The organism is Azospirillum agricola, assembly GCF_020005195.1.
Lineage (GTDB): Bacteria > Pseudomonadota > Alphaproteobacteria > Azospirillales > Azospirillaceae > Azospirillum > Azospirillum agricola.
Genome location: NZ_JAIFZR010000005.1, coordinates 2,067,379 through 2,092,279, shown reverse-complemented (window position 1 = coordinate 2,092,279; position 24,901 = coordinate 2,067,379). Strand labels below are relative to the sequence as shown.

General features: G+C 69.5%; 23 protein-coding genes. 15 read left to right on the top strand and 8 right to left on the bottom strand.

The window, feature by feature from the left end:
• Position 1: 1 nt before the first annotated feature.
• Positions 2 to 1,405, top strand: coding sequence for a signal recognition particle-docking protein FtsY (gene ftsY, locus JN22_RS24895; RefSeq protein WP_085556447.1), 1,404 nt, complete (start codon positions 2 to 4; stop codon positions 1,403 to 1,405).
• Between the two features lie 93 nt (positions 1,406 to 1,498).
• Positions 1,499 to 3,010, top strand: a complete 1,512-nt coding sequence (locus tag JN22_RS24890; protein WP_085556446.1) for an AMP nucleosidase — start codon at positions 1,499 to 1,501, stop codon at positions 3,008 to 3,010.
• A 116-nt stretch (positions 3,011 to 3,126) separates the two neighbouring features.
• On the opposite strand, the gene JN22_RS24885 is transcribed toward JN22_RS24890, so the two are convergent.
• A complete protein-coding gene (locus tag JN22_RS24885; RefSeq protein WP_143268403.1) occupies positions 3,127 to 3,750 on the bottom strand; it encodes a hypothetical protein in 624 nt (207 codons plus the stop codon).
• Positions 3,751 to 3,792: 42 nt separating this feature from the next.
• A complete protein-coding gene (locus JN22_RS24880) occupies positions 3,793 to 4,437 on the bottom strand; it encodes a DUF4337 domain-containing protein (protein ID WP_085556445.1) in 645 nt (214 codons plus the stop codon).
• 163 nt (positions 4,438 to 4,600) lie between these two features.
• Between JN22_RS24880 and JN22_RS24875 the strand changes: the two genes are divergently transcribed.
• The 10 genes from JN22_RS24875 (at position 4,601) to JN22_RS24830 (ending at position 16,721) form a co-directional block, all read left to right on the top strand.
• Entirely contained in the window at positions 4,601 to 5,167 is a 567-nt protein-coding gene (locus tag JN22_RS24875; RefSeq protein ID WP_085556444.1) for a septation protein A, read from the top strand.
• Between the two features lie 122 nt (positions 5,168 to 5,289).
• Positions 5,290 to 5,595: a twin-arginine translocase TatA/TatE family subunit gene (locus JN22_RS24870; protein ID WP_085556443.1), complete on the top strand. Its 306-nt coding sequence runs from the start codon at positions 5,290 to 5,292 to the stop codon at positions 5,593 to 5,595.
• 142 nt (positions 5,596 to 5,737) lie between these two features.
• Positions 5,738 to 6,769, top strand: coding sequence for an SPOR domain-containing protein (locus tag JN22_RS24865; protein WP_223677876.1), 1,032 nt, complete (start codon positions 5,738 to 5,740; stop codon positions 6,767 to 6,769).
• Between the two features lie 249 nt (positions 6,770 to 7,018).
• Positions 7,019 to 7,420 (top strand): response regulator transcription factor, encoded by a 402-nt coding sequence (locus JN22_RS24860; protein ID WP_085556441.1) that lies wholly within the window; start codon positions 7,019 to 7,021, stop codon positions 7,418 to 7,420.
• Complete coding sequence (locus tag JN22_RS24855) at positions 7,417 to 9,681, top strand: 3'-5' exonuclease (protein ID WP_223677875.1); 2,265 nt, start codon at positions 7,417 to 7,419, stop codon at positions 9,679 to 9,681. The genes JN22_RS24860 and JN22_RS24855 overlap by 4 nt, the downstream gene beginning before the upstream one ends.
• Positions 9,681 to 9,890, top strand: a complete 210-nt coding sequence (locus JN22_RS24850) for a hypothetical protein (protein ID WP_085556440.1) — start codon at positions 9,681 to 9,683, stop codon at positions 9,888 to 9,890. Before JN22_RS24855 ends, JN22_RS24850 begins: the two co-directional genes overlap by 1 nt.
• A gap of 5 nt (positions 9,891 to 9,895) precedes the next feature.
• Positions 9,896 to 12,607 carry an ATP-binding protein gene (locus tag JN22_RS24845; RefSeq protein ID WP_085556439.1) on the top strand — a complete coding sequence of 904 codons (2,712 nt, stop codon included), beginning with the start codon at positions 9,896 to 9,898 and terminating at the stop codon, positions 12,605 to 12,607.
• A gap of 228 nt (positions 12,608 to 12,835) precedes the next feature.
• Positions 12,836 to 14,470 carry a hybrid sensor histidine kinase/response regulator gene (locus tag JN22_RS24840; RefSeq protein ID WP_085556438.1) on the top strand — a complete coding sequence of 545 codons (1,635 nt, stop codon included), beginning with the start codon at positions 12,836 to 12,838 and terminating at the stop codon, positions 14,468 to 14,470.
• A gap of 107 nt (positions 14,471 to 14,577) precedes the next feature.
• Positions 14,578 to 16,329 carry a PAS domain-containing sensor histidine kinase gene (locus JN22_RS24835; RefSeq protein ID WP_085556437.1) on the top strand — a complete coding sequence of 584 codons (1,752 nt, stop codon included), beginning with the start codon at positions 14,578 to 14,580 and terminating at the stop codon, positions 16,327 to 16,329.
• Positions 16,326 to 16,721 carry a response regulator gene (locus tag JN22_RS24830; RefSeq protein WP_085556436.1) on the top strand — a complete coding sequence of 132 codons (396 nt, stop codon included), beginning with the start codon at positions 16,326 to 16,328 and terminating at the stop codon, positions 16,719 to 16,721. Before JN22_RS24835 ends, JN22_RS24830 begins: the two co-directional genes overlap by 4 nt.
• A 37-nt stretch (positions 16,722 to 16,758) precedes the next feature.
• Here JN22_RS24830 and moeB read toward each other — a convergent pair whose 3' ends face one another.
• From moeB to JN22_RS24800, 6 genes are all read right to left on the bottom strand, one after another.
• Complete coding sequence (gene moeB / locus JN22_RS24825; RefSeq protein ID WP_085556435.1) at positions 16,759 to 17,916, bottom strand: molybdopterin-synthase adenylyltransferase MoeB; 1,158 nt, start codon at positions 17,914 to 17,916, stop codon at positions 16,759 to 16,761.
• A 24-nt stretch (positions 17,917 to 17,940) separates the two neighbouring features.
• Positions 17,941 to 18,219 (bottom strand): MoaD/ThiS family protein, encoded by a 279-nt coding sequence (locus tag JN22_RS24820; protein WP_085556434.1) that lies wholly within the window; start codon positions 18,217 to 18,219, stop codon positions 17,941 to 17,943.
• Positions 18,216 to 19,610 carry a TfuA-like protein gene (locus tag JN22_RS24815; protein ID WP_085556433.1) on the bottom strand — a complete coding sequence of 465 codons (1,395 nt, stop codon included), beginning with the start codon at positions 19,608 to 19,610 and terminating at the stop codon, positions 18,216 to 18,218. The genes JN22_RS24820 and JN22_RS24815 overlap by 4 nt, the downstream gene beginning before the upstream one ends.
• Complete coding sequence (locus tag JN22_RS24810) at positions 19,607 to 20,911, bottom strand: YcaO-like family protein (RefSeq protein ID WP_085557337.1); 1,305 nt, start codon at positions 20,909 to 20,911, stop codon at positions 19,607 to 19,609. The genes JN22_RS24815 and JN22_RS24810 overlap by 4 nt, the downstream gene beginning before the upstream one ends.
• A gap of 32 nt (positions 20,912 to 20,943) precedes the next feature.
• Positions 20,944 to 21,945 (bottom strand): hypothetical protein, encoded by a 1,002-nt coding sequence (locus JN22_RS24805; RefSeq protein ID WP_085556432.1) that lies wholly within the window; start codon positions 21,943 to 21,945, stop codon positions 20,944 to 20,946.
• Positions 21,946 to 22,222: 277 nt separating this feature from the next.
• Positions 22,223 to 22,723: a hypothetical protein gene (locus JN22_RS24800; protein ID WP_179166219.1), complete on the bottom strand. Its 501-nt coding sequence runs from the start codon at positions 22,721 to 22,723 to the stop codon at positions 22,223 to 22,225.
• Between the two features lie 350 nt (positions 22,724 to 23,073).
• Between JN22_RS24800 and JN22_RS24795 the strand changes: the two genes are divergently transcribed.
• From JN22_RS24795 to JN22_RS24785, 3 genes are all read left to right on the top strand, one after another.
• The gene (locus JN22_RS24795; RefSeq protein WP_223677874.1) at positions 23,074 to 23,520 is read left to right on the top strand and encodes a hypothetical protein; all 447 of its coding nucleotides are present in this window, start codon (positions 23,074 to 23,076) and stop codon (positions 23,518 to 23,520) included.
• A 141-nt stretch (positions 23,521 to 23,661) separates the two neighbouring features.
• Entirely contained in the window at positions 23,662 to 23,949 is a 288-nt protein-coding gene (locus JN22_RS24790; RefSeq protein WP_085556431.1) for a hypothetical protein, read from the top strand.
• Between the two features lie 69 nt (positions 23,950 to 24,018).
• Positions 24,019 to 24,900 (top strand): glycine--tRNA ligase subunit alpha, encoded by an 882-nt coding sequence (locus JN22_RS24785; protein ID WP_085556430.1) that lies wholly within the window; start codon positions 24,019 to 24,021, stop codon positions 24,898 to 24,900.
• Position 24,901: the final 1 nt, after the last annotated feature.

The following is a 24,901-nucleotide window of genomic DNA, read 5'->3' as shown; positions in this document are numbered from 1 at the left end:
CATGATCCTGCGTTGGTTCGGCCGCAAGAAGCCCGAAGAGGAAGCCCGCCAGGACGAGGCGCCGGTTCCGCCTCCCGCCTCCCCAGAATTGGAAACGGCGCCCCCCGCGCCGGAATCGGAACCGGAAGCACCGGCCATCGAGCCCCCTGCCCCGCAGGCGGTGGAGCCGGCACCCGCTCCGGCGCGGGAGGAGGCGCCTCAGGCCAAGCCGGGCTGGTTCGCCCGCCTGACCGGTACCGCGCCGAAGGCCGAGGAGACCGCCCCGCCGCCGCCCGCGCCGGAGCCGGAGCCGGAGCCGGAGCCTCCGGTCGCGCCAGAGCCGCAGCCGGCCGCCGAGCCGGTTGCCCCGCCGCCCCCTGAACCGGCTCCCGAGCCCGTTGCCGAACCGGTCGCCGCGTTCGAGGCGCCGCCCGAGCCTCAGCCGGCGGAGCCCCGGTTCGTTCCGGAACCGCTTCCCTCGCTGGAGGAGGCGCCGCCGACCAGGAAGGGCTGGTTCTCCCGCCTGAAGGAAGGCCTGGCCAAGTCCTCCTCCAAGCTAACCGACGGCATCACCGGCATCTTCACCAAGCGCAAGCTCGACGACGAGGCGCTGGAGGAGCTGGAGGAGCTGCTGATCACCGCCGACCTCGGCCCGGTCACCGCCGCCAAGGTCACGGCGGAGCTGGCCCGCACCCGCTTCGGCAAGGAGGTCACGTCGGAGGAGGTCAGGACCACGCTCGCCGCCGAGGTGGCGAAGATCGTCGGCCCGGTCGCCAAGCCGCTGGTCCTCGACCCGGCGCTGAAACCGCACGTCATCCTGGTCGTCGGAGTCAACGGCACCGGCAAGACCACCACCATCGGCAAGCTGGCCCGCCAGTTCCGCGCCGAGGGCAAGAGCGTCATGCTGGCCGCCGGCGACACCTTCCGCGCGGCCGCCGTCAGCCAGCTCAAGATCTGGGGCGAGCGCACCGGCTGCCCGGTCGTCGCCCGCGAGACCGGGGCCGACGCCGCCGGGCTGGCCTACGACGCGGTGGAGCGCGCGCGGGCCGAGGGCGTCGACGTGCTGCTGATCGACACCGCCGGCCGGCTCCAGAACAAGTCCGGGCTGATGGACGAGCTGCGCAAGATCGTCCGCGTCATCAAGAAGGTGGACGAGACCGCCCCCCACACCACCCTGCTGACGCTCGACGCCACCACCGGCCAGAACGCCCATTCGCAGGTCGAGATCTTCCGCGACATGGTCAGCGTCAACGGGCTGATCCTGACCAAGCTGGACGGCTCGGCGCGCGGCGGCGTGCTGGTCTCGCTGGCCGAGAAGTTCAAGCTGCCGGTCCACGCCATCGGCGTCGGCGAGGGAGTCTACGACCTTCGGCCCTTCGACGCCGACGCCTTCGCCAAGTCGTTGATGGGGCTGGAAACGAACTGAGGGCGGCGTTCCCGCCCTCTTCCGCGCCCCTCGTCATGCCTGGATGCAAAATGGCCCTTTCAACCGGGTCGTTCGCATGCCATGTGTGATTCCATGACCGATACAGCCCCGCTCCAGCCCGGTTCGGCCGGGCGCTTCACCGATGCCAAAGCCGCCCTGGCCTGTGTGCGCGACATCTACGAGCGCAACACCGCCTATCTGCGGCAGCGCTTCGCCGCCTACACCCAGGGCGACGAGAGCGGCGGCCGCAACCGGGCTTATTATCCCTATGTCCGGCTGACCACCCATTCGGGCGCGGTGGTCGACACTCGGCTGGCCTACGGCTTCGTCGAGGGCACCGGCACCCACGCCACCACGGTGACGCGGCCGGACCTGTTCGAGCGCTACCTGCTGGAGCAGTTCTCGCTGCTGCTGCGCAACCACGGCGTCCCGCTGGAGGTCGGCGTCAGCGAGGAGGCGATCCCCATCCATTTCGCCTTTCCCCAGGGCATGTATGTGGAAGGCGACCTGCCGCCCGACCGGCTGACCCGGCTGCCCGACCTGTTCGACCTGCCCGACCTCGCCCGGATGGACGACACCATCGTCAACGGCACCGGCGATTCCGGCCCCGACGCGGTGAAGCCGCTGGCACTGTTCACCGGGCCGCGCGTCGATTTCTCGCTGCACCGGCTGCGCCACTACACGGCGACGGCGCCGGAGAGCTTCCAGAACTTCGTCCTGTTCACCAACTACCAGTTCTACGTCGACGAGTTCGTCCGCCTGTCGCGCGAGATCATGGAGCCGACCGATGATCCCGATCTCGCCGCCTACCGGCGCCAGTATGACAGCTTCGTCGAACCCGGCGACCTCGTCACATGGAACCGCAACCTCGATTATTCGATCGAGGACGGCGGCGGCGTGAAGCTGGCGCGCATGCCGCAGATGCCGGCCTACCACCTGACGCGGGCGGACGGCAACGGCATCACGCTGGTCAACATCGGTGTCGGCCCGTCCAACGCCAAGACCATCACCGACCACATCGCCGTGCTGCGCCCGCACGCCTGGCTGATGCTGGGCCATTGCGCCGGGCTGCGCCACACCCAGCGGCTGGGCGACTACGTGCTGGCCCATGGCTATGTCCGCGAGGACCATGTGCTCGACGCCGATCTGCCGCTGTGGGTGCCGGTCCCGGCGCTGGCCGAGGTGCAGCGCGCCCTTGAGACGGCCGTCGAGCGGGTCACCGGCCTGTCCGGCTACGACCTGAAGAGCATCATGCGCACCGGCACCGTGGCGACCATCGACAACCGCAACTGGGAACTGCGCGACCACCGCGAACCGCTGATGCGCTTCAGCCAGAGCCGCGCCATCGCGCTGGACATGGAGAGCGCCACCATCGCCGCCAACGGGTTCCGCTTCCGCGTTCCCTACGGCACGCTGCTCTGCGTGTCGGACAAGCCGATGCATGGCCAGTTGAAGCTGCCCGGCATGGCCGACCGCTTCTACCGCGAGCGGGTCGACCAGCATCTCAAGATCGGCGTGCTGGCCATGGAACTGCTGCGCGAGCACGGCATGGAAACCCTGCATTCCCGCAAGCTGCGCAGCCTGGCGGAGGCGGCGTTCCAGTAACGCCGGCATGCCGCTCCGCTCTTCCTTCATCCCTCCGCTTCTATCACACGGTCAAAATCGCCCCCGCGCGTGTCCCGGAGAATGGCCACTCGGGACCGGCGGGGGGATATCCCTCTTTACGAAATGAGGGAAGCAATTCTCTCCACAGCGCGCTCAACAACAAAAGCAATTGGTTTTGAAAAACTCATGATGATCGATGAGAAAATCTGAAAACAAGCGCCGCACAAAATAAATGCAAACCCCACCCGGCGAAATTCAGCACGGGTTCTATTGCCGTTGACCGCGCCCCCAGATTCCAATATATCATTTTGATCTCTACTTATCCTCATCTGAACATCATACATGAATTTCTTTAATTTCTTATATGCACAAAGATAAATCACGTAGCACATGACGACAGAGGAAATCGCAATCACGCGAAACACCCAGATTTTCACGGCGGAGTCCGAAGCAGGCGTTCTGTACGTCATGGAACTGACAACCGCCACGATCAGAACAAAGGCAAGAAGCCCCAGAAAGGCCCAACGCTCCGTCACCGTCAAACCTTCCCGATCCGTCAAATTTCGGAAGTTCTCAATCAGAAGAACATGGTCATTGTTGGATTCGGCAAAGAGCAGATAGGCACCAACAGCCTGCAAATACACGCCAATTGCAGAAACCGAATCCAAGGATTGATCGATCGAGAAGGCTACAATTACCAAAAAACCTAGGATTTTCATCGCTCCGGAAGCGGTCCACACGGCGTATCTCCAGATGCTATCGTCATTGGATTGAAATGGATTTCACATAAAGGGCAGCGGCACAGCCAAGGTCATGCCATCCACCGCCAGCACCATCCCGACCAGCGCCAGTCCCCGGCTGGCCCACAGGATCAGGCCCATGTTCGTGATGGCGAAGACCGAGGCCAGCACGATCGCCAGCTGCAAGAGCCCTTCGGCGAAGTCGAAGTAGGGATCCTGGGCGGCGGCGTGGTCGCGCCGATCCTCCGCCGCCTTGGCCTTCGCCAGCAGATCCTTGCGGCTGTTCTTGCCGTCGTCGGTCTCCATCCGGTCGGCGGACAGGCGGTATTCGGCGGCGCGCTTCAGCGCCTGTTCCTTCGCCTCGGCCGGCATCCCGGCGCCGAGCAGATCCAGCTGGTCGGCGGCCAGCCGCAGGCTGATCTGGCGCTGCGTCTTGGCCTGATAATAGGCGTAGCCGTCCGAGGCCTCGATGGCGTTGGCCATCAGCTCCTTGCCGGCGTTGGAACCGGCGACGCTGACGATGGCGAGCGCCGCCGCCAGCACCGCGATGTAGATGGCCGTCGAGGTCTTCACCCCGCTGCCGCCCTCATGGCCGCCATGTTGGTCGCCATCCTGGCCGCCACCATGCCGCCGGCGTTCCCGCTCGTGTGATTCGTCGATCAGATCCTTGACCTCGGTCGCTTCCATCGCCGCCTCCCCTGCCGGTCCACCTCGCCCGTCCGGACGAGCCCGAAAGGGGTAGACGAGCAACGGGTGGAAGAAAAGGCCCCGGATACGCGACCACACGAAGTCCACGGCCCGCCCGCTTTCGCCCCTTTCACGACGGCGCGGTTCGGGCTATGTCAGTGGAATGAACCAGTTCACCCGTCTCGCCATCGAGGCCGGCCCGCTCGCCGCCTTCTTCATCGCAAACTCGCAGGCCGGCATCATGACCGGCACCGCGGTGTTCATGGTCGCCATCTCCATCGCCGTGGCGGTGTCGTGGCACCTGGAGCGCAGGGTGCCGATCATGCCGGTGGTCGGCGCCGGCTTCGTGCTGCTGTTCGGCGGGCTGACCCTGTGGCTCCAGGACGACCTGTTCATCAAGATCAAGCCGACCCTGGTCAACCTGCTGTTCGCCACCGTGCTGTTCGTCGCCCACCTGATGCGCCGCAACGTGCTGAAGCGGCTGCTCGGCACCGTGCTGGCGATGACGGACGAGGGTTGGCGGACGCTGGGCATCCGCTGGGCGTGGTTCTTCCTGCTGCTGGCGGTGATCAACGAAATCGTCTGGCGCAGCATGAGCACCGACGCCTGGGTGAACTTCAAGGTCTTCGGCATCATGCCGCTGACGCTGCTGTTCAGCGCCTTCCAGGCGCCGCTCATCATGCGTCACCAGGTTCCGGAAGGGCCGGCGGAAAGCGGCCCGGCCGCGTGACCGCCCCGTCTTCGCCCATCCTGCCGCCCGCCCCCTTGTCCGCTCCGGCCGACACCCTCACATAGGGGCGTCGCCCTACCTCCATCGTTCCATCCGACCCGACCACAGAGGTTCTCACGCTCATGGGCAGTTTCAGCATCTGGCATTGGATCATCGTCCTGGTGATCGTCCTGCTCCTGTTCGGCGCCGGCAAGCTGCCTTCGGTGATGGGCGACATCGCCAAGGGCGTGAAGGCCTTCAAGGCCGGCATGAAGGACGAGGACGAGACGCCCGCCCCGCCCCCTCCGGTCGCCGCTACCCAGCCGCCCCCGACGGTGTCTCCGGCGGCATCCGCCACCGCCCCGCAGCAGCCGGCGGCGCTCGACCCGGCCCACGTCAAGCCCGCCCAGGCCCCGGCGACGGACCCGACCAAGCCGCACCAGGGCTGAGGTCCCTTCTTTCTCACCGGTTGCGTTCGCGCAATGGTTTGATCGCGCCGGGAAATACGATAAAAAGGAGGGGTAATCCGGCAGCCCGCGTCCGCGCGGTCGGCGGGGTTCCCCCTGCCTCTTTCGGGATGTTCCGCTCGCCGTGACGTTCAAGGATCAAATGAAGGCCGCCGACAAGCCCGGAAACGCGCCGAATCCGGAGAGCGAGGATATCGCCAAGCTCCTGCGCGCGTTGAACGAGGATTTGAAGGCCGACCCCATCGACGTCGCCGAACTCGACGAGGATGACGAGGACGCGCAGCCGTCCCGCGGCCTGCCGCTGGGCAAGATCGCCGCCGCCCTGCTCGCCGCCGCCGGCATCGGCGTCGCCGTGGTGATGCTGGATCCGGGCGGCGATGCTCCGCCCGCCGACACGGCGACCGCCGCGCTGGTGCCGCCGGCCCCGGCCATCACCCGCGCCCCGCCACCGGCCAGCCCGGCCCAGCCGGCACCCGAATCCATGATCGCCCGCGCCCCGGCTCCCGCCGCCGCGCTGCCGTCCAACGCGCCTCCGCCGCCACCGGCGGTCGCCGCTCCGCTCACCCCGCCGCCGGCGCTGCGGGTTCCGGAACCGCCGGCCCTTCCGCCGACCGCGTCGACGTCGCGTCCGGCTGCGGTCGCCAGAGCCCCCGAAACGTCGCCGCCCGCCCCCGCTCCGCAAGCCGCGGCCTCCGTGGCCGAGCCCGCCGCCCCGCCTCCGCCCGTGGCACCGAAGGCCGCCGACCCCGGCGAACTCCAGGCCATGCTGGCCCCGCCGAAGGAGCCGCGCGAGGCGAAGCGGGCTCCAGCCAAGCCCGCCGAGGCCAAGCCGGCGGAAGCCAGGACCGCCGGATCGAAGCCGGCCGCCGCCGCTCCCCCCCGGCCGGCCGGCGCGTCCCCGACGCCCGCGACCCCCGGCGGGCGCTACGCGGTGCAGATCGGCACCTTCAAGGTCGCGGAGAACGCCGAGAGCCTGACCCGCCGCCTTCAAGGCGGCGGCTTTCCGGCCTACACGCTGGAATGGACCGACCAGGCCAACCAATCCTGGCGCGCGGTGCGTGTCGGCGGCTACGCCGACGCCGAGGCGGCCAAGCGCGCCGCCGGTCAGTTGAAGGCGAAGATGGGCGTCAACTCGGTCGTCGTCACCATCCGCTGATCCGTCGCCGGCATCCCGGCGGCTCCGGGATGCGGTTCGCCGCCTCCCGTCCCTGCGGCATACTGTCCTCCCCCGCCCGCCTTCACGGGAAATCCCCGCTTTGTCTTGGTCGCGCCACCCCCTCTCTTTGGTCGGGGGTGGCTGGGCGGCGGCTTGATCCGGCCTTATACTTGCTCGTACCCTGGACATTCCAGGGGGCAAGCAACAAGCAAGCCGGCGCCAGACCGGCAAGCCGGAGGACGCTCCACCATGAAGCCGACCATCCTGGTCGCCGACGACGAGCCCAGCATCGTCCTGTCGCTCCAGGTTCTCCTGCAACGCGCCGGATTCGAGGTGCGGATCGCCCGCGACGGCGAGGACGCGCTCCGCTCGGTCGAGGCCTACACCCCCGACCTGATCCTGCTCGACGCCATGATGCCGAAGCGCGACGGCTTCGACGTCTGCCAGACCCTGCGGGCCAACCCGGCCTGGCGCGACCTGCCGATCATCATGCTGACGGCGAAGAGCCGCGACGTCGAACGGCAGAAGGGCATCGCGCTCGGCGCCACCGACTACATCACCAAGCCCTTCTCGACCCGTGATCTGGTGAGCTCCGTCCGCCGCCATCTCGGCATCACGGCCGAACCCGCCGCGGCCGGAGGCGGCCGATGACCTCGCCCACCGCCGGCGTCGGACTGTCCGACTGCCCCGGCTCCAGGGGAGCCCTGCCGGGCGGAAACGGCGCCGCGCCGGCGGCGGCCCCGCCCCGGCGGATGATTCCCTTCGCCTTCCGCGTGGTCGGCGGCGGTCTGGTCGCCCTGGCGGTCGGACTGGCGGTCGCCGTCCGCTCCTCTAGCGCCGCCGACCCGCTGCTGACCTACGCCGTGGTCATGACCGGCTCCATCGCCGCCGGGGTCTGGCTGCTGTGGCTGGCGGTCGACCGCTGGCTGCTGCGCGCCGCCGAGACGCTGAGCCGCGAGGCCGGGCTGATCGCCCACGGCAACGCCGAGGGCACCGTCGGCGGGCGGGTGCCGCTGGCCCGCTACGGCGACCTCGTGCCGATCGCCCGCGCGGTCAACGACCTTTCCGACAAGCTGGCCCTGGTCCGCCGCGACATCGCCCGCACCGTCGCCGAGTCGACCGCCAGGGCGGAGGAGCAGAAGACCCGGCTCGCCGCGGTGCTGCGCGACCTCCACGAGGGCGTGCTGGTCTGCAACACCCGGCACCAGATCCTGCTCTACAACCAGACCGCCCTCGACATCCTGCACCTGACCGGCGAGCTGGGGCTCGGCCGCTCGCTGCTGCACGTCGTGGTGGCCGAGCCGGTCGTCCACACGCTGGAACGGCTGACGCTGCGCGTGCGCGAGGGCCGGCACCGCAACCATGAGCACGGCACCACCGCCCAGTTCATCGGCTCCACGACGGACGGACGCATCCTGCTGCAAGGCCGCATGAGCGCCATCCTCCAGGATCCCGAGGACGGCGCGGATGGGCCGCCGGTCATCACCGGCTACGTCGTCACCCTGTCGGACGCGACGGGGGAACTGGCGGCGCTCGGCCAGCGCGACGCCCTGCTGCGCGAGGCGACCGAGGGGTTCCGCGCGCCGATCGCCAACCTGCGCGCGGCGGTGGAGACGCTGTACGACAACCCCGACCTCGGCCCCGGCGAGCGCGCCGCGTTCGAGAGCGCCATGCTGGAATCGACCGACGCCCTGTCGCAGCGGCTGGAACGGGTCGCCGTCGCCTACCGCGACGTGGTCACCGGCAGTTGGCCGATGAGCGACATCCACTCCAACAACCTCATCAATCTGGTCCGCCACCGGGTGGAAAGCGAGACCGCGGGCGGAGCCGCCGAATCCGGCATCACGGTGACACTGACCGGCCTGCCGCAATGGGTGCATGGCGACAGCCACAGCCTCGTCCTGCTGCTCGGCCACCTGATCGATTCGGTGCGGGCCCTGACCGGAACCTCCAGCTTCGATCTCGGAGCCGAGAGTGGCGACCGCTGGATCTATCTCGATCTCGTCTGGCTGGGAACGGCGGTGCCCAGCGCCACACTGGACGGCTGGCTCGACCGCCCGCTGCCCGACGCGCCGGGCGGCCTGACCGTCGGCGACGTGCTGCAACACCACCGCAGCACCGCCTGGAGCGAGCCGGTCCCCGGCCGTCCGGGCTTCGCCCGGCTGCGCGTGCCGGTGCCGCCGGCCCTGTCGCCCCCCTCGGCCCACACCCACGCAGCCCACAGCCACGCCAGGGCCGGCGCCCGGCCGGAGTTCTTTGACTTCGACCTGCTGCACCAGCCGCTCGCCACCAGCGAGCTGGGGCGGACGCCGCTCGACCGGCTGCATTACGTGGTGTTCGACACCGAGACCACCGGCCTGTCGCCCAGCACCGGCGACGAGATCATCCAGATCGCCGCGGTGCGCGTCGTCGGCGGCCGCATCCTGACCGGGGAGACCTTCAACGCGCTGGTCGATCCGAAACGGACGATCCCGCCCGAATCGATCCCCTTCCACGGCATCACCGACGCCATGGTCGCCGGCAAGCCGACGGCTGAGACGGTGCTGCCGCAGTTCCGCGCCTTCGTGTCGGGCGCGGTGATGGTGGCGCACAACGCGGCCTTCGACCTGAAATTCCTCAAGATGAAGGAGCGGGCGTCGGGCACCGCCTTCGACGGGCCGGTGCTCGACACCATGCTGCTGTCGCGGATGCTGCTGGGCAACGACGGCGACCACACGCTGGACGGCATCGCCGAGCGGCTGGGCATCGCCGTGGTCGACCGCCACACCGCGCTGGGCGACAGCCTCGTCACCGCGGCGATCTTCCTGCGCATGGTGGAGATGCTGCGCGAGCGCGGGGTGACGACGCTCGACGACGCGATCCGCAGCGCCAACATCCTGGTCGAGCTGGCGGCGCGGGAGCGCGCCTTCTGATGCCGCGGCGTGGAGAGGACGGTCGCCCTCCGCGCCGCGACCGCATGGTCGCGCTGTTCCTGCTCGGGCTGCTGCTGTTCAACCCGCCGCTGCTTCGCCTGTTCGGGGTGGAGGGGGCGCTGTTCGGCGTGCCGCTGCTCTACGCCTACATCATGGGCGCCTGGGCGGTGGTGATCGCGCTGGCGGCGGTCGCGGCGGAGCGCCGGTGAGCGCCATGCCCTGGACCACCGTCCTCCTGGCCTCGCTCGTCTACCTGTCGGCGCTGTTCGCCATCGCCCATTGGGCCGACCGGCGGGCGGCGGCGGGACGCAGCGTGATCGCGTCGCCCACGGTCTACGCCCTGTCGCTGGCGGTCTACTGCACGACCTGGACCTTCTACGGCTCGGTCGGGCGGGCGGCCTCGCTCGGCATCGGCTTCCTGCCGATCTATCTCGGCCCCACCCTGCTGATGCTGCTGGCCCCGCTGCCGCTCGCCAAGATCCTGCGCATCGCCAGAACCCAGGGCATCACCTCCATCGCCGACTTCATCGCCAGCCGCTACGGGCGCAGCCCGCTGCTGGGTGGGCTGGTGGCGCTGACCGCCGCGATCGGCGTCACCCCCTACATCGCCCTGCAACTGAAGGCGGTCGCCGTCAGCTTCGACGCGCTGACCGGCGGCGCGCGGGGCAACGCCGCGCTGCTCGACAAGGGCCTGCTGACCGCCGCGATCATGGCGCTGTTCGCCATCCTCTTCGGCACCCGCCGGATCGACACCGCCGAGCATCACCCCGGCATGGTCGCCGCCGTCGCCTTCGAATCGGTGGTCAAGCTGGTCGCCTTCCTGGCCGTCGGGATCTTCGTCGTCTGGGACCTGCACGACGGGCTCGCCGCTCTGTTCGCCGAATCCGCCCTTCGCCCCGACCTGCAACGCCTGTTCACCGCCGGCCCGGCGCTCGACCAGGGCGGCTGGCTGGCCTCGACCCTGCTGGCGGCGGCGGCGATGCTGTGCCTGCCCCGCCAGTTCCAGGTCATGGTGATCGAGAATGTCGAGGAGCGGCACCTGAACCGGGCGCTCTGGCTGTTCCCGCTCTATCTGCTGCTGATCAACCTGTTCGTGCTGCCGGTGGCGCTGTCCGGGCTGCTGCGCTTCGGCGACTCCACCGACCCCGACCTGTTCGTGGTCGCCCTGCCGCTGGCCGGCGGGATGGAGGCGCTGGCGCTGCTCGCCTTCCTCGGCGGACTGTCGGCGGCGGCCGGGATGATCGTCGTCGAGTCGGTGGCGCTCTCCACCATGCTCTGCAACGATCTGGTGATGCCGGCGCTGCTGCGGCTGCACCCGGCGATGCTGCGGCGCTCGACCGATCTGGCGCCGCTGCTGCTGGCGATCCGCCGGATCGCCATCGCGGCGATCCTGCTGCTCGGCTACCTGTATTTCCGCATCGCCGGCTCGGCCTACGCGCTGGTGTCGATCGGGCTGATCTCCTTCGCGGCGGTCGCGCAGTTCGCCCCGGCGCTGATCGGCGGGCTCTACTGGCGGGGCGCCACCCGCTCCGGCGCTCTGGCCGGGATCGCCGGCGGCACGCTGGTGTGGGCCTACACCCTGCTGCTCCCCAGCTTCGCCCGCTCGGGCTGGCTGCCGCTCTCCTTCATCGAGTCCGGCCCCTTGGGAATCGCCGCGCTGCGCCCTTACGCGCTGTTCGGGCTCGAGGGGTTCGACCCGCTGACCCACGCGTTGTTCTGGAGCGCGCTCGCCAACATCGGCCTCTACATCGCCCTGTCTCTGGCCGACCGCCCCGATTCGGCCGAGCGGTCGCAGGCCGCCGCCTTCGTCGACGTGGTCGGGGATTCCGCGGCGCCCGCACCCTCGCCCGCACCCTCGGCCGACTGGCGCGGCGCCGCCAGCGTCGGCGACCTGACCCGCACCGTCGCCCGTTTCCTCGGGCCACAGCGCGCCGAGCGGGCCTTCGCCGGGGCCGATCCGTCCGAACCGGCCGGGCCGGAGCGGCTGCGGATCGCCGAGCGGCTGCTCGCCGGAGCCATCGGCGGCGCCTCGGCCCGCGTTGCGCTCGCCTCCTCGGTGCCGGGCGGCGCGGTCGAAACGGCGGAACTTCTGCGCATGCTGGACGAGACCAGCCACGTCATCGCCCACAGCCGGCAACTGGAGCTGAAGACCGGCGAGTTGGAGCGCGCCGGCGACGCCCTGCGCGCCGCCAACCTGCGGCTGACCGAACTCGACCGGCTGAAGGACGAATTCCTGTCCACCGTGACGCACGAACTGCGGACCCCGCTGACCTCGATCCGCGCCTTGACCGAGATCCTGCACGACGACCCCGGCATCGACGCCGAGCAGCGCCACGAGTTCCTCGGCGTCATCATCGCCGAGAGCGAGCGGCTCACCCGCCTGATCAACCAGGTCCTCGACATGGCGAAGATCGAGGCCGGCGAGGTGCAGTGGGACATCGCCGCGATGGATCCGGTGGCCGCGCTGGAACAGGCCGCCGCCGCCACCTCGGCGCTGTTCCACGACCGCGGCATCGCGCTGGAGGTGGCGCTGGACAATCCGCTGCCGCCGGTGCTGGGCGACCGCGACCGGCTGGTGCAGGTCGCCGTCAACCTGCTGTCTAACGCCGCCAAATTCACGCCCGCCGGCGGCCGGGTCACCCTTTCGGCGGCGGCCGCCGACGGCGAACTGCGGGTCAGCGTCGCCGACGACGGACCCGGCATCGCCCCCGAGCATCACGAGGCGGTGTTCGACCGCTTCCGGCAGGTCGGCGACCCGATGACCGACAAGCCGGCCGGCACCGGCTTGGGGCTTGCCATCTGCAAACGCATCGTCGAGCATCTGGGCGGCCGCATCGGCGTGGTCAGCGCGGCCGGCGCCGGCGCCACCTTCTGGTTCACCGTGCCCCTGGTCCGCTCCGCACCGCGTTCGGCCAGCCTCGTCTGAGCGCGTTTCGGTGGCATGGCCGTCTTCCTCCGGCGCGATCCCGTGCTATCATGGTGGGCTTGTGTCGCAAGGGACGGTCTGAAAGGAAGGATTTTGCGGTTTCCCGACGCTTCCCGACCTTTGATGTCTGCAACTCCGGCGGATGGGTGTGCTACGACTTTCTCCATTCGCGCGGTCCGGAGCCGGGATCGGGCCGCGGGTCGCGTGGAACGGCGTTAGGAAGGCGGGATGGGCAAGATTCTGGTGGTCGACGACGAGCGGGACGTCGAAACGCTGATCACGCAGCGCTTCCGCCGTGCCGTCCGCTCGGGCGAGCTGGAGTTCCTGTTCGCCCATGACGGGCAGGAGGCGCTGGCGACCCTGCGTGCCGAGCCCGACATCGACATGGTGCTGAGCGACATCAACATGCCCGGCATGGACGGCCTGACGCTGCTCGACCATCTGCCGCAGGTCAACACCGACATCCGGGCGGTGATGGTCTCGGCCTACGGCGATCTCGGCAACATCCGCGCGGCGATGAACCGGGGTGCCTTCGACTTCATCGTCAAGCCCATCGACTTCGCCGACCTGGAAGCCACCATCCACAAGACGCTGGAGGCCTGCCGGACGGTGCGCAAGCTGCGCGCCGCCCTCCAGGAGACCCGCACGGCCGAGGCCGCGTCCCGCGCCCAGGCCGAGCGCCTGCGCCGGGTGCTCGACACCAGCCCGATCGGCGTGTCGATCCTCACCGAGGAGGGCGAACTTCTCTACTGCAACCAGCGCTGCCTCGACCTGTTCGGCACGACCCCCGACGCCATGCGCGAGCATGGCGCGGTGGCCCTGCACCGCCATGTCGAGGCGCGCGGGCTCGATCCAGCCGGGTCGCACATGGTTCTGGAGAAGGAGCGGGGCGACATCGAGACGGTCCGCAACGACGAGATCCAGTTCGTCCGCGACGATGGCCGGGCCGTCTGGATGATCGTCTCCTTCGACCACACGGTCTATGAGGGACGCGCCGTCTACATCGTCTGGCTCCACGACATCACCGAGCGCAAGGTCCAGGCGGAGGCGCTGCGGCGGGCCAAGGATTCGGCGGAAAAGGCCCTGAGCGATCTGGAACGGATGCAGGGCGACCTGATCCGGGCGGAGAAGATGGCGGTGATCGGCCAGCTCATCGCCGCCGTCGCGCACGAGATCAACACCCCGGTCGGCATCGCGCTGACCGCCGCCACCCACCTCCAGAACGCCTCGGAATCCATCATCCTGACCTTCCAGGGCGGCCTGCTGCGCAAGAGCGACTTCCAGGAATACGTCGGCACCGCCAGCGAGGTGTCGTCCCTGCTGGTCACCAACATCGAGCGCGCCGCCGCCCTGATCCAGAGCCTGAAGCTGGTGACGGAGGGCAAGGCGTCCTCCCCGCGCAGCCGATTCGACCTGCGCGAGTATCTCGCCGACATCATCCTGGCCGTGCGGGTCCAGCCCGCCGCCGCCGGGCACGAACTACGGCTCGATTGCCCGGAGGGGCTGCTGCTCGACACCTATCCGGGCGCCCTGACCGAGGTGTTGATCGCCCTGCTGACCAACGCCTTCGCCCACGCTTTCGACGCCGGGCGCGGGGGCCGGGTGACGGTCACGGCCCGCCTGCTGGACGAGGAGCGGGTGGAGCTCCGGGTCGCCGACGACGGGCGCGGCATTCCGCCGGAGATCCTGCCCCGCCTGTTCCAGCCCTTCGCCACCACCCGGCGCGGCGCCGGCAGCATGGGACTCGGCCTCTACGCCGTCTTCAATCTGGTCACCGGCAAGCTGGCGGGGGAGATTGACGTCGAGAGCGTGCCCGGCTGCGGAACCGGATTCATCCTGCGGCTGCCGCTCGACGTTCCCTGAGGGCCACCCTCCAGGAAAACCCTTCGTTTCCTATCGTATCGATTGCATCGGCGGTTTCCCTGCACGACAATGCCGCGACGCCAACGACAGGTGGATGCGCAACGGTCATGAGCGGCCCGGACGACACCGGCATCAACAGCGGCACCCACAGCGGCGACGGCGTGGCCGTCGACGAGCTGGCGGCCCCGGCGTCGGTGCAGGGCACCATCGACCGGGCCCGCCGCTACCGCGAGCAGGTGCTGTCGGTCATGCCCGGGGTGATCATCCACCAGGGCGGGCAGCAGGGCGGAAAGATCCTGCATTGCACCGAACCGGCGGCGCTCCTTCTCGGCTACGGGTCGGCCGGCGACGTGCTGACCCTGCCCGGCATCCTGGCGCTGATCCCCGAGGACACCGCCTTCGCCGACCGCCACGCCTACGAGCAGTGCCTGGCCGGCGTCGTGCGCGCCGATGTCCGCCGCATCAAGCGCCGACACGCCGACGGCAGCGTGCAATGGTTCGACCAGCTTCTGGAGCCGGTGGACTGGGGCGGCGCACCGGCGGTGCTGGAAACGCTGGCCCAAGTCCGGCCGCACACCAGCTACGCCCAGATGCCGCACCAGTGGCAACTGCTCCAGGCCGCCATCGACGCGATGCCGAACGGCGTGCTGATGCTCGACCGCGACCGTCGGATGGAGGGGGCCAACAGCGAGTTCCTGCGGCTGTGGGACTATCCGCCCGGCCTGTTCCCGCCCGGCACGCCGATGGACGTGATGCTGCGCTACAACCACGAGCGCGGCGATTACGGCGATGTCCCCGCCGAACCGGTCATCGCCGAGCTGGCCAGCCGCTTCCTGGTCCGCTGCGTCATCAACGCCGAGCGCCAGGTGCCGAGCGGACGAATCCTCGACATCCGGACGGCGCCGCGCGCCGATGGCGGCTTTGTCGTCACCCACGTCGACATTACCGACCGCAAGCGGATCGAAAGCGAACTGCGCGAGGCCAAGGAGCGCGCCGAAGCCATCCTGAAGGAGCTGCGCGACACCCAACAGCAGCTCATCGTGCAGGAGAAGATGGCGTCGCTCGGCCAGCTCACCGCCGGCATCGCCCACGAGCTGAAGAATCCCCTGAACTTCGTCAACAACTTCGCCGAGCTGTCCAGCGAGCTGCTGGCCGAGCTGCTGGCGCTGCTCGCCCCCCTGAACGGCCATCTGGACGCCGACGCGCGCGCCGACGCCGACGACCTCGTTGCCAGCCTGACCAGCAACCTGCACAAGATCGCCGACCATGGCCGGCGCGCCGACAACATCGTCAAGAGCATGCTGGCCCATTCGCGCGGCGGCGGCGGGGAATGGCAATCCACCGACCTGAATGCGCTGGTGGACGAGGCGCTGTCGCTCTCCTACCACGCCGTCCGCGCCCAGGACCGCGACTTCAACACCGAGCTGGAGCGCCGGTTCGATCCGGCCGTGGCGTCGCTGAACCTCGTTCCCCAGGACATCTCGCGAGTCCTGGTGAATCTGTTCACCAACGCCTTCTACGCGCTGCGCAAACGGCAGCAGGCGGAAACCAGACCCGACTACCATCCAAGGCTGATCGTTTCGACCGTCGATTGCGGATGGAAAGTCGAGGTCAAGATCCGGGACAATGGCACCGGCATGCCCCAAGCGGTGATTGCAAAACTCTTCACCCCTTTCTTTACAACCAAGCCGACGGGCGAAGGCACCGGCTTGGGGCTTTCGCTTAGCTACGACATCGTGGTACATCAGCACAGAGGGCGATTCGACGTGACCAGCGCCGAAAACGACCACACCGAATTCACGATCACGCTGCCACGCGCCGTACCGGCGGTGTCGCTAGGGGAGCGCCGCAAACCATGACCCTGGGTATCCTTGTCGTTGATGACGAGCCGGACGTCGCGGATCTGTTCCGGCAGCGCTTCCGCGCCGAACTGCGCACCGGGCAGTTGGCGCTGCATTTCGCCGCCTCGGCGGAGCAGGCCCTGGCGTCGCTGGCCGCCGGCCTTCAACCGGAAGCGGTGCTTGTGCTCAGCGACATCAACATGCCGGGCATGAGCGGCCTGGCCCTGCTGGAGCGCCTGCGGGCGGAATTGCCCACCGTGCCGGTGGTGATGGTGACGGCCTACGGCGACGACGAGAACCGGCAGCGCGCGCTCGACAGCGGCGCCACCGATCTGGTGACCAAGCCGGTGGATTTCGCCGCGCTGAAGAAGCTGGTCAACTCGGTCCTCGCCGAGAAGACGGCGGCGTAGCGCTCGGTCACCGGCCACACGCCCACCCACCGCACGCTCATCCGCCGCACACCGCCGCGATGTCGGACAGCACCGCCGTCACCCCGGTCGAGCAGGACGGGCAGTCCGGGTCGGCGGGCACCGCGATCTCGTTGAACTCCCCGCGCAGGCCGTCATAGAGCATCAGCCGGCCGGCCAACGGCTCGCCCAGCCCAAGCAGCAGCTTGATGGTTTCCGCCGCCATGATCGTGCCGATCACGCCGGGCAGCACGCCCAGCACGCCGGCCTCGGCGCAGGACGGCGCGTATTCCGCCGGCGGCGGCTCCGGAAACAGGCAACGGTAGCAGGGCCGCAGGCCGGGTGCCGCCCCACCGAACACCGCGACCTGCCCCTCGAAGCGGAAGATCGCGCCGTAGACGTTCGGCACGCCAAGCCGCAGGCAGGCGTCGTTCACCAGATAGCGCGTCGGCAGGTTGTCCGAGCCGTCGACCACCACGTCGTGGCCGCCGAGCAGTTCCAGCACGTTGCCGGCCTCCAGCCGGGTGTCGTGGGCCACCACCTCGATGGTCGGGTTGAGATCGAGCAGGGCCGTCCGACCGCTCTCGACCTTGCGCTGGCCGATCCGGCTTTCGGCGTGCAGGATCTGGCGCTGTAGGTTGCTGCGCTCGACCCGGTCGTCGTCGATCAGGGTCAGCCGCCCCACCCCGGCGGCGGCGAGATAGAGCGCGATCGGCGAGCCGAGCCCGCCCGCGCCGATCAGGGCGACGCGGCTGCGCATCAGGCGATGCTGCCCAGCCTCTCCCACCTCCGGCATGGTCAGGTGACGGCGGTAGCGCTCGCGCTGGGCGGCGTCGAACTGCGGCGGCACCTCCACCGGCAGGCCCGCCGCCTTCCAGGCCGAGAAGCCGCCGGCGACCGACCGGACGTCGGCGTAGCCAAGCCGGGCCAGATCCTCCGCCGCGAACAGCGAGCGGGTGCCGCCGGCGCACAGCAGCAGGATGGTCCGCGCCGGATCGGGCGCCTTGTCCTCGATGCGCAGTTCCAGGAAGCCGCGCGGCAGTCGCAGCGCCCCTGCCGGACTGCCGGGGGCGGTTTCCTCGTCCTCACGGACGTCGACCAGCAGGGCGCCGCCGCGCTGGAGGGCCAGGGCGTCAGCGGGGCCGACCTCCGCGATGCGGGCGCGCAGCTCGGCCAGACGGCGGTCCTTCAGGCTCATGACGCTCTCCTCAACCGCAGGGCCTCAACCGCCCGCCAGGGCGACCATCAGGGTCAGGGTGGCGCCGGCCGGCAGCGCCGCGTCCAGACCGCCCAGCCGGCGCACGTCGTCGCGGCCGAGATAGACATTCACGAAACGACGCAGTTCGCCCTCGGCGGTGAACAGCCGGTCATGAAAGCTCTCCTGCCCGGCGGTCAGCGCGGCCAGCGCCTCCCGCACCGTGGCGCCGGGCACCGCCACCTGATCGCGCCCGCCGACGAAGCCGCGCAGCGGCGTGGGGATGCGGATCGTCGTCTCGCTCAAATCGTCTCCTCCTCGGCCTGCTCCGCGGGGCCAAGCGCCGCCTCGGCCTCCCCGGCCAACTGACGGAACAGGTCGCGCACCTGCTTGGCGCGCATCAGATCGATGCGCAGATCATGCACGTCCTTGAAGCCGGCTTCAAACGACCAGACATCGGCCGGCGCGTCCATCAGCGCCTCGCTGTTGGCGAGGTGGTCGGCGATCAGCTCCTCCAGCGTGTCCTTGGGCTGCTGGCCGGCATCGCCGAAATGCAGCTCCATCACCCGCTCGATCAGCGCCGCCTCCTCGGCGGTCTTCTCGTAGAGACCGCGCAGGCGCAGCTCGTTCAGCACCGGCTTGGTGGTGCGGGTCAGGAAGCGGCGCGGGATCAGCCACTGCCGCATCGCCCGCTCAATCGCCAGTTCGGTCGCCAGCGCGGTGAATTCGGCGTCGGTCAGGTCGTTGCGCCGGCACCAGTCGGCCAGCCCGGCAGCGTCGGGAATGCCGCGCGCCGCGCAGAAGCGGCGGATCTCGGCGGCGACCGTCTCCTGGTCCACCGTGACTCCGACCGTGTCGGCAAGCTGCACCACCAGCAGCCGGCCGAGCGCCGCCGCGTTGATCTCGGCGAAGTCGCGCCGGTGCAGCGCCGCGTGGCTGGCGATCTCCGACAGCGGGACGCTGTGCCCGCCATGGGCGACGCGGCGGTCGCGCTCGTACAGCGCCTCGAAATAATGCGAGGCGTTGAAGGTGAAGGGCGCCGGTCGCGGCGGGGTGATCAGGCTGCGCAGATGGACCAGCAGCGCCTCGGCGTCGAGCCGCTTCTGATCGACCGCTCCGGTCGCCAGGAAGGCGTCGAGCCTCGCTGTCTCCGATTCGCCCAGCCCGGCCCCGGCCCACACGCGGTCGCGGGTGCGCTCGGTGAAGTAGAGCGCCTTGGCGGCGGCGATCAGCCGGTCGTGGCTCTCCCCGTCGATCGCCCCGGCGGCCACTGCGGCGGCGAGGCTGGCGCGCAGGTTGACCAGCGGCTCCGACAACGGGAAATAGCCGTCCTCCGGCCCGGCATGGGCCAGCGCCACCTCGTCGTCGCCGCTCAGGCGGCCGTCGATGTACCGACGCGCCACCTCGCCGACCGGCACCATGCCGAAGGGGTGGCATTCGGCGGCGCGCAACGCCCCCATGCTGGAGGCGCCGTAGACGGCGACGCCGCTGTGCAGGGCGAACAGGATCTCCTTGTGCCAGACCGACAGCGACTGGCCGAACACCCCGTCGATCAGGGCGATCACGTCCGGCCGGTGGATGGTCATGGCGCTGAGGATGTCGGCCTGGGCGGCGGGCGGCAGATAGACTGCGTCGGGCAGCAGGGCGCGGGCGTCGGCCACCGGCATGGTCGGCCCGAGAAAGACGCAGATCCTCATGACGCCGCTCCCGCCATCACGCCCGCCATCTGGCTCCGCAGCGCGTTGGCGAAAGCCACCGGCCGGGCGCCCGGCGCGTAGAAGTCGAAGTTGTAGCCCTCCAGGCCGGGCACCACGACCCGCACCACCGGGATATCCATCTCCGGCTGGGTCAGGTCGAAGACCAGCGCCTGCTCGACGCCGGTCTGGCGCAGAATGCCGAGCAGCAGGGCGATGTCGCCCTCGAAGGTCGGCGTCGCGCGGTTGACGAAGCGCCGCCCGTCCACCGTCGCCGGCTGGCTCTCCAGCGCGGCAACCTCCGCGGCGCCGTCGGCGTTCTGGTTGCGGATCAGGTCGCGGCGGAAGAAGTCGTCGCGCGACCCGGCGATCAGCACCAGACGTGACTGCACCGCCTCGGTCAGGGCGCGCGCCATGGCGACCGCCGGCTCCAGATGGGTGCCGTAGCCGCGGTGCATGCCGGTCTTGCGCAGGTCGCGGTCGTAGACCATCGCCATGTAGGTCGGCACCCCCATGTCGGAGGTCACGTCGAACAGCAGCGGCCGGATGCCCGCCTCGTCGAAGCGGCCCAGCAGATCCCGGATCACCGGACTGTCGATGGTCTCCAGCGCGACGCGCGGGGTGGCCCAGCGCAGCGCCTCGGCGGCGTAGCGCCAGCAGGCGACCGAATCGCGCTCGATCACCTCGTAGAGACCGGCGGCGACCGCCTCCAGGATGTGGTTGCCGCTGGCCAGCCCGTTGGTGCCCATGGCGTAGAAGCTGCGCAGCCCCGGCCGCGCCACCGGGTTGCCCAGCAGGGCCACCGAGGTCCAGGGGGCGGCGACGCTGCGCCGGCTCATCAGATCCCAGCCCCAGGCCCAGAACTCCGGCCGGTCCGGGCGGAAGGAGCCGTTCTTGGTGCCGGGCAGCCGGTCCACCGGGATGCGGGCGTCGGCGGGAAGCTCGTTCCAGCTCGCCTCGGTGTAGGGCAGCCGGAGCGTCTCGGCGTGATGGAACTCGATCGCCTCCATCGCCGCCGAGACGGTCGCGGCGGCGAGGCTGAACCCCTTGCCGGCGCTCCCCGACAGGGTCGGGCTGTTCGGCCGGTGGCCGAGCACCGTGTGGATGCCGAGCCGGTCGAGGCCGGTCACGTCGGCCAGTCGCGTGATGCCGCAGCGGCCGAGATGCGGGGTGATGCGCGCCAGCGTCTCCTCGGGCGTCGCGGTGCGGTGCGTGCCGATGAAGAAGCGCTTGGCGGCGCGGTGGACAGCATCGCCGAGCCGGATTCCCGGCTCGGCGTGCAGCGAGGATGCGCTGTCGGTCATGGACAGGACCAAGCCATCCGCGTTCCGCCCGCTCAGGACTGCGAGGGGCCGGTCGTGGTGTTGCCCGTTGCCGGGGTGGCCGCCGCCGGGTTCGCCGTCGCGGGCATCGCAGCAGCCGGCATCGCGGCAGCCGGGTTCGCCGTCGCAGGCATCGCGGCAGCCGGCATCGCGGCAGCCGGGTTCGCCGTCGCGGGCATCGCGGCAGCCGGCATCGCGGCAGCCGGGTTCGCCGTCGCGGGCATCGCGGCAGCCGGCATCGCGGCAGCCGGGTTCGCCGTCGCAGGCATCGCAGCAGCCGGCATCGCGGCAGCCGGGTTCGCCGTCGCAGGCATCGCAGCAGCCGGCATCGCGGCAGCCGGGTTCGCCGTCGCAGGCATCGCAGCAGCCGGCATCGCGGCAGCCGGGTTCGCCGTCGCAGGCATCGCAGCAGCCGGCATCGCGGCAGCCGGGTTCGCCGTCGCAGGCATCGCAGCAGCCGGCATCGCGGCAGCCGGGTTCGCCGTCGCAGGCATCGCAGCAGCCGGCATCGCGGCAGCCGGGTTCGCCGTCGCAGGCATCGCAGCAGCCGGCATCGCGGCAGCCGGGTTCGCCGTCGCAGGCATCGCAGCAGCCGGCATCGCGGCAGCCGGGTTCGCCGTCGCAGGCATCGCAGCAGCCGGCATCGCGGCAGCCGGGTTCGCCGTCGCAGGCATCGCAGCAGCCGGCATCGCGGCAGCCGGGTTCGCCGTCGCAGGCATCGCAGCAGCCGGCATCGCGGCAGCCGGGTTCGCCGTCGCAGGCATCGCAGCAGCCGGTGTCGCGACGGCGGCAACCGAGGCGGCGGTCACGCCGGCATCGACGCCGTCCTTCTTGCCGGACAGGCTTCCGAACGCCTCGGCGGCTGCCCCACGCACATCGTCGGCGGACACCCCGCCAAATCCATTCTGCTCAAGCAGCGCCTGCTTTCCGGCGGCATCCAGCGCGTTGAGCTGGTCCCGGAACTCGCCGTCGGTGGCGAGACGCTTGATGAGATCGAGTGCGCGTTCGTTGGCCATGGTGCCCCCCCTAGGTCAGGCTTCGCCGGATGGATTGCCGCAATCAGACGTGATGCCTAAACCAATAGCATAGGCACTTTTGAAAAATACCACTCAAAAAACGTAGTACCCGCCCTGGCTGATCGAAATCCGATTCCCACCCGCGCACCGCCCGACCGATAACGCACTCCCGCTGGAAGGTTCGACCAGGGCGCGGCCTCCAACCGGCTGCACCGACCGGAAAGAGGCCGCGACTCGAGACATAATGCCCCTTGTGCCAGCGTGGCGGCGTTGGCGATCAGGCGACCGTCGTGCCACCGGCCGCGCTGGCACCGAAAGCCGACGAGCCAAAGGCCGAGGAAGCGAACGCCGAACCGCCGAAAGCGGAAGCCCCGAAGGCCGACGCGCCAAAAGCCGATGCACCGAAGGCCGATGCGCCGAAGGCGGCGGCGGCGGAAGTGACGGATCCGAACGCGGCGGTGCCGCACACCGCCTCATCGGTCGCCCACGTCTTGTTGCCCTTGGCCGCTCCGGCGCTCCTCGGGACATTCCGCAGGGCGGCACCGGCAGCCCGCAGGTCGTCGACTCCAACCTCGCCGAAACCGCTGCGGTCGAGAAGCTCGCGCTTCCCGGCGGCTTCCGTCTGCTTCAAACGGCTGCGGAACTCACCATCGGTGGCAAGACGCCTGATGAGATCGAACGCACGCTCCTTGCTCATAACCGGCCCCTGTCTGTTCGTGTTCGAAAAATCCCACTCAACGGGATCGTCATGGATATTATTACGCATATTATTCGCCATCAATTCCTTCAATACGCCAACAAAGATATTTTCCTTTATAAAATTTCTCCAATTTCGCGACCGACAGCGTGCCGCTGCCGCCGACACGGCACCGCATGCCGTTGAAAAGCACACATCCCGTGACACGCCATGCGCCGATCGTCTATGACGGTCCTACGAACAACTCCAGCCCGTTGGACACGGCATCGGCAAATCGACATCCACCCGATGCCAATCGAGCCACCCTTCATCGTCCAATATTCTCTTTTGTCGGGCTTCGCCGGCGCTGCTAGATTGCCCGGGTTCGGGGCAGAGCGGGACCTTCGTGTCTTGGCCATCCCCGGCATCGACGACAGCAGGATTGAGGAAACATGATGGCTCGTTTTGGGATCGCATCGCTGGCCCTCGCCGCCGCCCTGGCCGGCGGTTGGCTGACGCAGGCCGCACCGGCGGCGGCGCAGAGCACGAAGCCCCAGGGCCAGCAGCCGGAATGGTCCGAAGGCCACAACCAGCGTCCGACCAAGCGCGGCGACGAAGCCCTGCCGGCCGGCACGCTGACCGTCCGCACCGCCGCCACCGCGCCCGGCGCGCTGGGTGTCTATGTCCGCAACGGCTTCCCCTTCGACGTGGTGCTGACCCGGGTCGACGCGACCGAATGCGTCAACATCGTGCCGACCGACTGCGGCCCGATCGGCCAGAACATCCGGGTCGCCACCGGGGCCGAAACCCTCGTGCGCACGCTGCATCAGGCCGACCCCGCCCGCAGCTTCGGCGCGACGCCGACCTACAGCTGGCAGCCCGCCGTCGCGGCGAAGTAAGCCGCCCGGCCGGCACTCCGGCCTTGACATCGGGCCGGGCGCGGGCTGAATGCCTGAACACCGGCGCCGTTCTCCGATGGTTTCCCGACAAGGAGCCTTCCGTCGGGAGCACGGCGCCGGTTTCCACCAGCGGCCGGCACAATGCTCTCCTTTTCCAAGCTTCTCCTTCTGGCACTGATCGTCGGCGCCGTCTGGTTCGGCTGGCGCTGGGTAAGCCGCGTCAACGCCATCGGCCGCGACCGCGTCGCCGCCAAGCGCCGCGATTCGGATGCGGCAACACGGCGCGCCTCGGCCTCCCGCGCCGCGCCGCAGGCCGACCCGCACACCAGCGACGCCGAGGACATGGAGAAATGTCCGGAATGCGGGGCCTACGTCGCCCCGCGCTCGGCCGTGTCCTGTGGCCGTCCGGCCTGCCCCTACGGACGCTGACGGCTTGATTCCGCAGGCACGCCCGCCTATCGTGCGGCGCGTTTCAACATCCTTTATTGTGGACCGTCCATGGCCTCCCAGAGCGGGAACTCCGCCGACAGCCGCGGCCTGTCGTTCCAGGCCCTGATCCTCAAGCTCCACCAGTTCTGGTCGGAGCAGGGCTGCGTCATCCTGCAGCCCTACGACATGGAGGTGGGGGCCGGCACCTTCCACCCGGCGACGACGCTGCGCGCGCTCGGCCCCGATCCCTGGAAGGCAGCCTACGTCCAGCCCTCGCGCCGCCCCAAGGACGGCCGCTACGGCGAGAACCCGAACCGGCTCCAGCACTACTACCAGTACCAGGTCATCATGAAGCCCTCGCCGGCCAACCCGCAGGAGCTGTACCTGGACAGCCTGCGGGCGATCGGCATCGACCCGTCGCTGCACGACATCCGCTTCGTCGAAGACGACTGGGAGAGCCCGACGCTGGGCGCCTGGGGGCTGGGCTGGGAGGTCTGGTGCGACGGCATGGAGGTCACGCAGTACACCTATTTCCAGCAGGTCGGCGGCATCGAGTGCGACCCCGTCGCGGTCGAGCTGACCTACGGGCTGGAGCGTCTGGCCATGTATGTCCAGGGGGTCGAGAACGTCTACGACCTCGACTTCAACGGCCAGGGCGTGAAGTACGGCGACGTCTTCAAGCGCGCCGAGGTCGAATACTCGAAGCACAATTTCGAGTTCGCCAACACCGACATGCTGCTCCAGCATTTCAAGGACGCCGAGGCCGAGTGCCAGGCGCTGGTCGGCCAGGGGCTCGCCCTGCCCGCCTACGACCAGTGCATCAAGGCGTCCCATCTGTTCAACCTGCTGGACGCGCGCGGCGTGATCAGCGTCGTCGAGCGCGCCGCCTACATCGGCCGCGTCCGCGCGCTGGCCAAGGCCTGCTGCGAAGCCTGGACGGGGGCCAAGTGAA

Coding starts and splice junctions, on each gene's coding strand:
- JN22_RS24830 (WP_085556436.1), top strand. CDS start 16,326: ATGACCCTGGGTATCCTTGTCGTTGATGACGAGCCGGACGTCGCGGAT.
- JN22_RS24810 (WP_085557337.1), bottom strand. CDS start 20,911: ATGACCGACAGCGCATCCTCGCTGCACGCCGAGCCGGGAATCCGGCTC.
- JN22_RS24890 (WP_085556446.1), top strand. CDS start 1,499: ATGACCGATACAGCCCCGCTCCAGCCCGGTTCGGCCGGGCGCTTCACC.
- JN22_RS24850 (WP_085556440.1), top strand. CDS start 9,681: ATGCCGCGGCGTGGAGAGGACGGTCGCCCTCCGCGCCGCGACCGCATG.
- JN22_RS24855 (WP_223677875.1), top strand. CDS start 7,417: ATGACCTCGCCCACCGCCGGCGTCGGACTGTCCGACTGCCCCGGCTCC.
- JN22_RS24845 (WP_085556439.1), top strand. CDS start 9,896: ATGCCCTGGACCACCGTCCTCCTGGCCTCGCTCGTCTACCTGTCGGCG.
- JN22_RS24790 (WP_085556431.1), top strand. CDS start 23,662: ATGCTCTCCTTTTCCAAGCTTCTCCTTCTGGCACTGATCGTCGGCGCC.
- ftsY (WP_085556447.1), top strand. CDS start 2: ATGATCCTGCGTTGGTTCGGCCGCAAGAAGCCCGAAGAGGAAGCCCGC.
- JN22_RS24835 (WP_085556437.1), top strand. CDS start 14,578: ATGAGCGGCCCGGACGACACCGGCATCAACAGCGGCACCCACAGCGGC.
- JN22_RS24840 (WP_085556438.1), top strand. CDS start 12,836: ATGGGCAAGATTCTGGTGGTCGACGACGAGCGGGACGTCGAAACGCTG.
- JN22_RS24805 (WP_085556432.1), bottom strand. CDS start 21,945: ATGGCCAACGAACGCGCACTCGATCTCATCAAGCGTCTCGCCACCGAC.
- JN22_RS24860 (WP_085556441.1), top strand. CDS start 7,019: ATGAAGCCGACCATCCTGGTCGCCGACGACGAGCCCAGCATCGTCCTG.
- JN22_RS24875 (WP_085556444.1), top strand. CDS start 4,601: ATGAACCAGTTCACCCGTCTCGCCATCGAGGCCGGCCCGCTCGCCGCC.
- JN22_RS24795 (WP_223677874.1), top strand. CDS start 23,074: ATGATGGCTCGTTTTGGGATCGCATCGCTGGCCCTCGCCGCCGCCCTG.
- moeB (WP_085556435.1), bottom strand. CDS start 17,916: ATGAGCCTGAAGGACCGCCGTCTGGCCGAGCTGCGCGCCCGCATCGCG.
- JN22_RS24785 (WP_085556430.1), top strand. CDS start 24,019: ATGGCCTCCCAGAGCGGGAACTCCGCCGACAGCCGCGGCCTGTCGTTC.
- JN22_RS24870 (WP_085556443.1), top strand. CDS start 5,290: ATGGGCAGTTTCAGCATCTGGCATTGGATCATCGTCCTGGTGATCGTC.
- JN22_RS24815 (WP_085556433.1), bottom strand. CDS start 19,610: ATGAGGATCTGCGTCTTTCTCGGGCCGACCATGCCGGTGGCCGACGCC.
- JN22_RS24800 (WP_179166219.1), bottom strand. CDS start 22,723: ATGGCGAATAATATGCGTAATAATATCCATGACGATCCCGTTGAGTGG.
- JN22_RS24880 (WP_085556445.1), bottom strand. CDS start 4,437: ATGGAAGCGACCGAGGTCAAGGATCTGATCGACGAATCACACGAGCGG.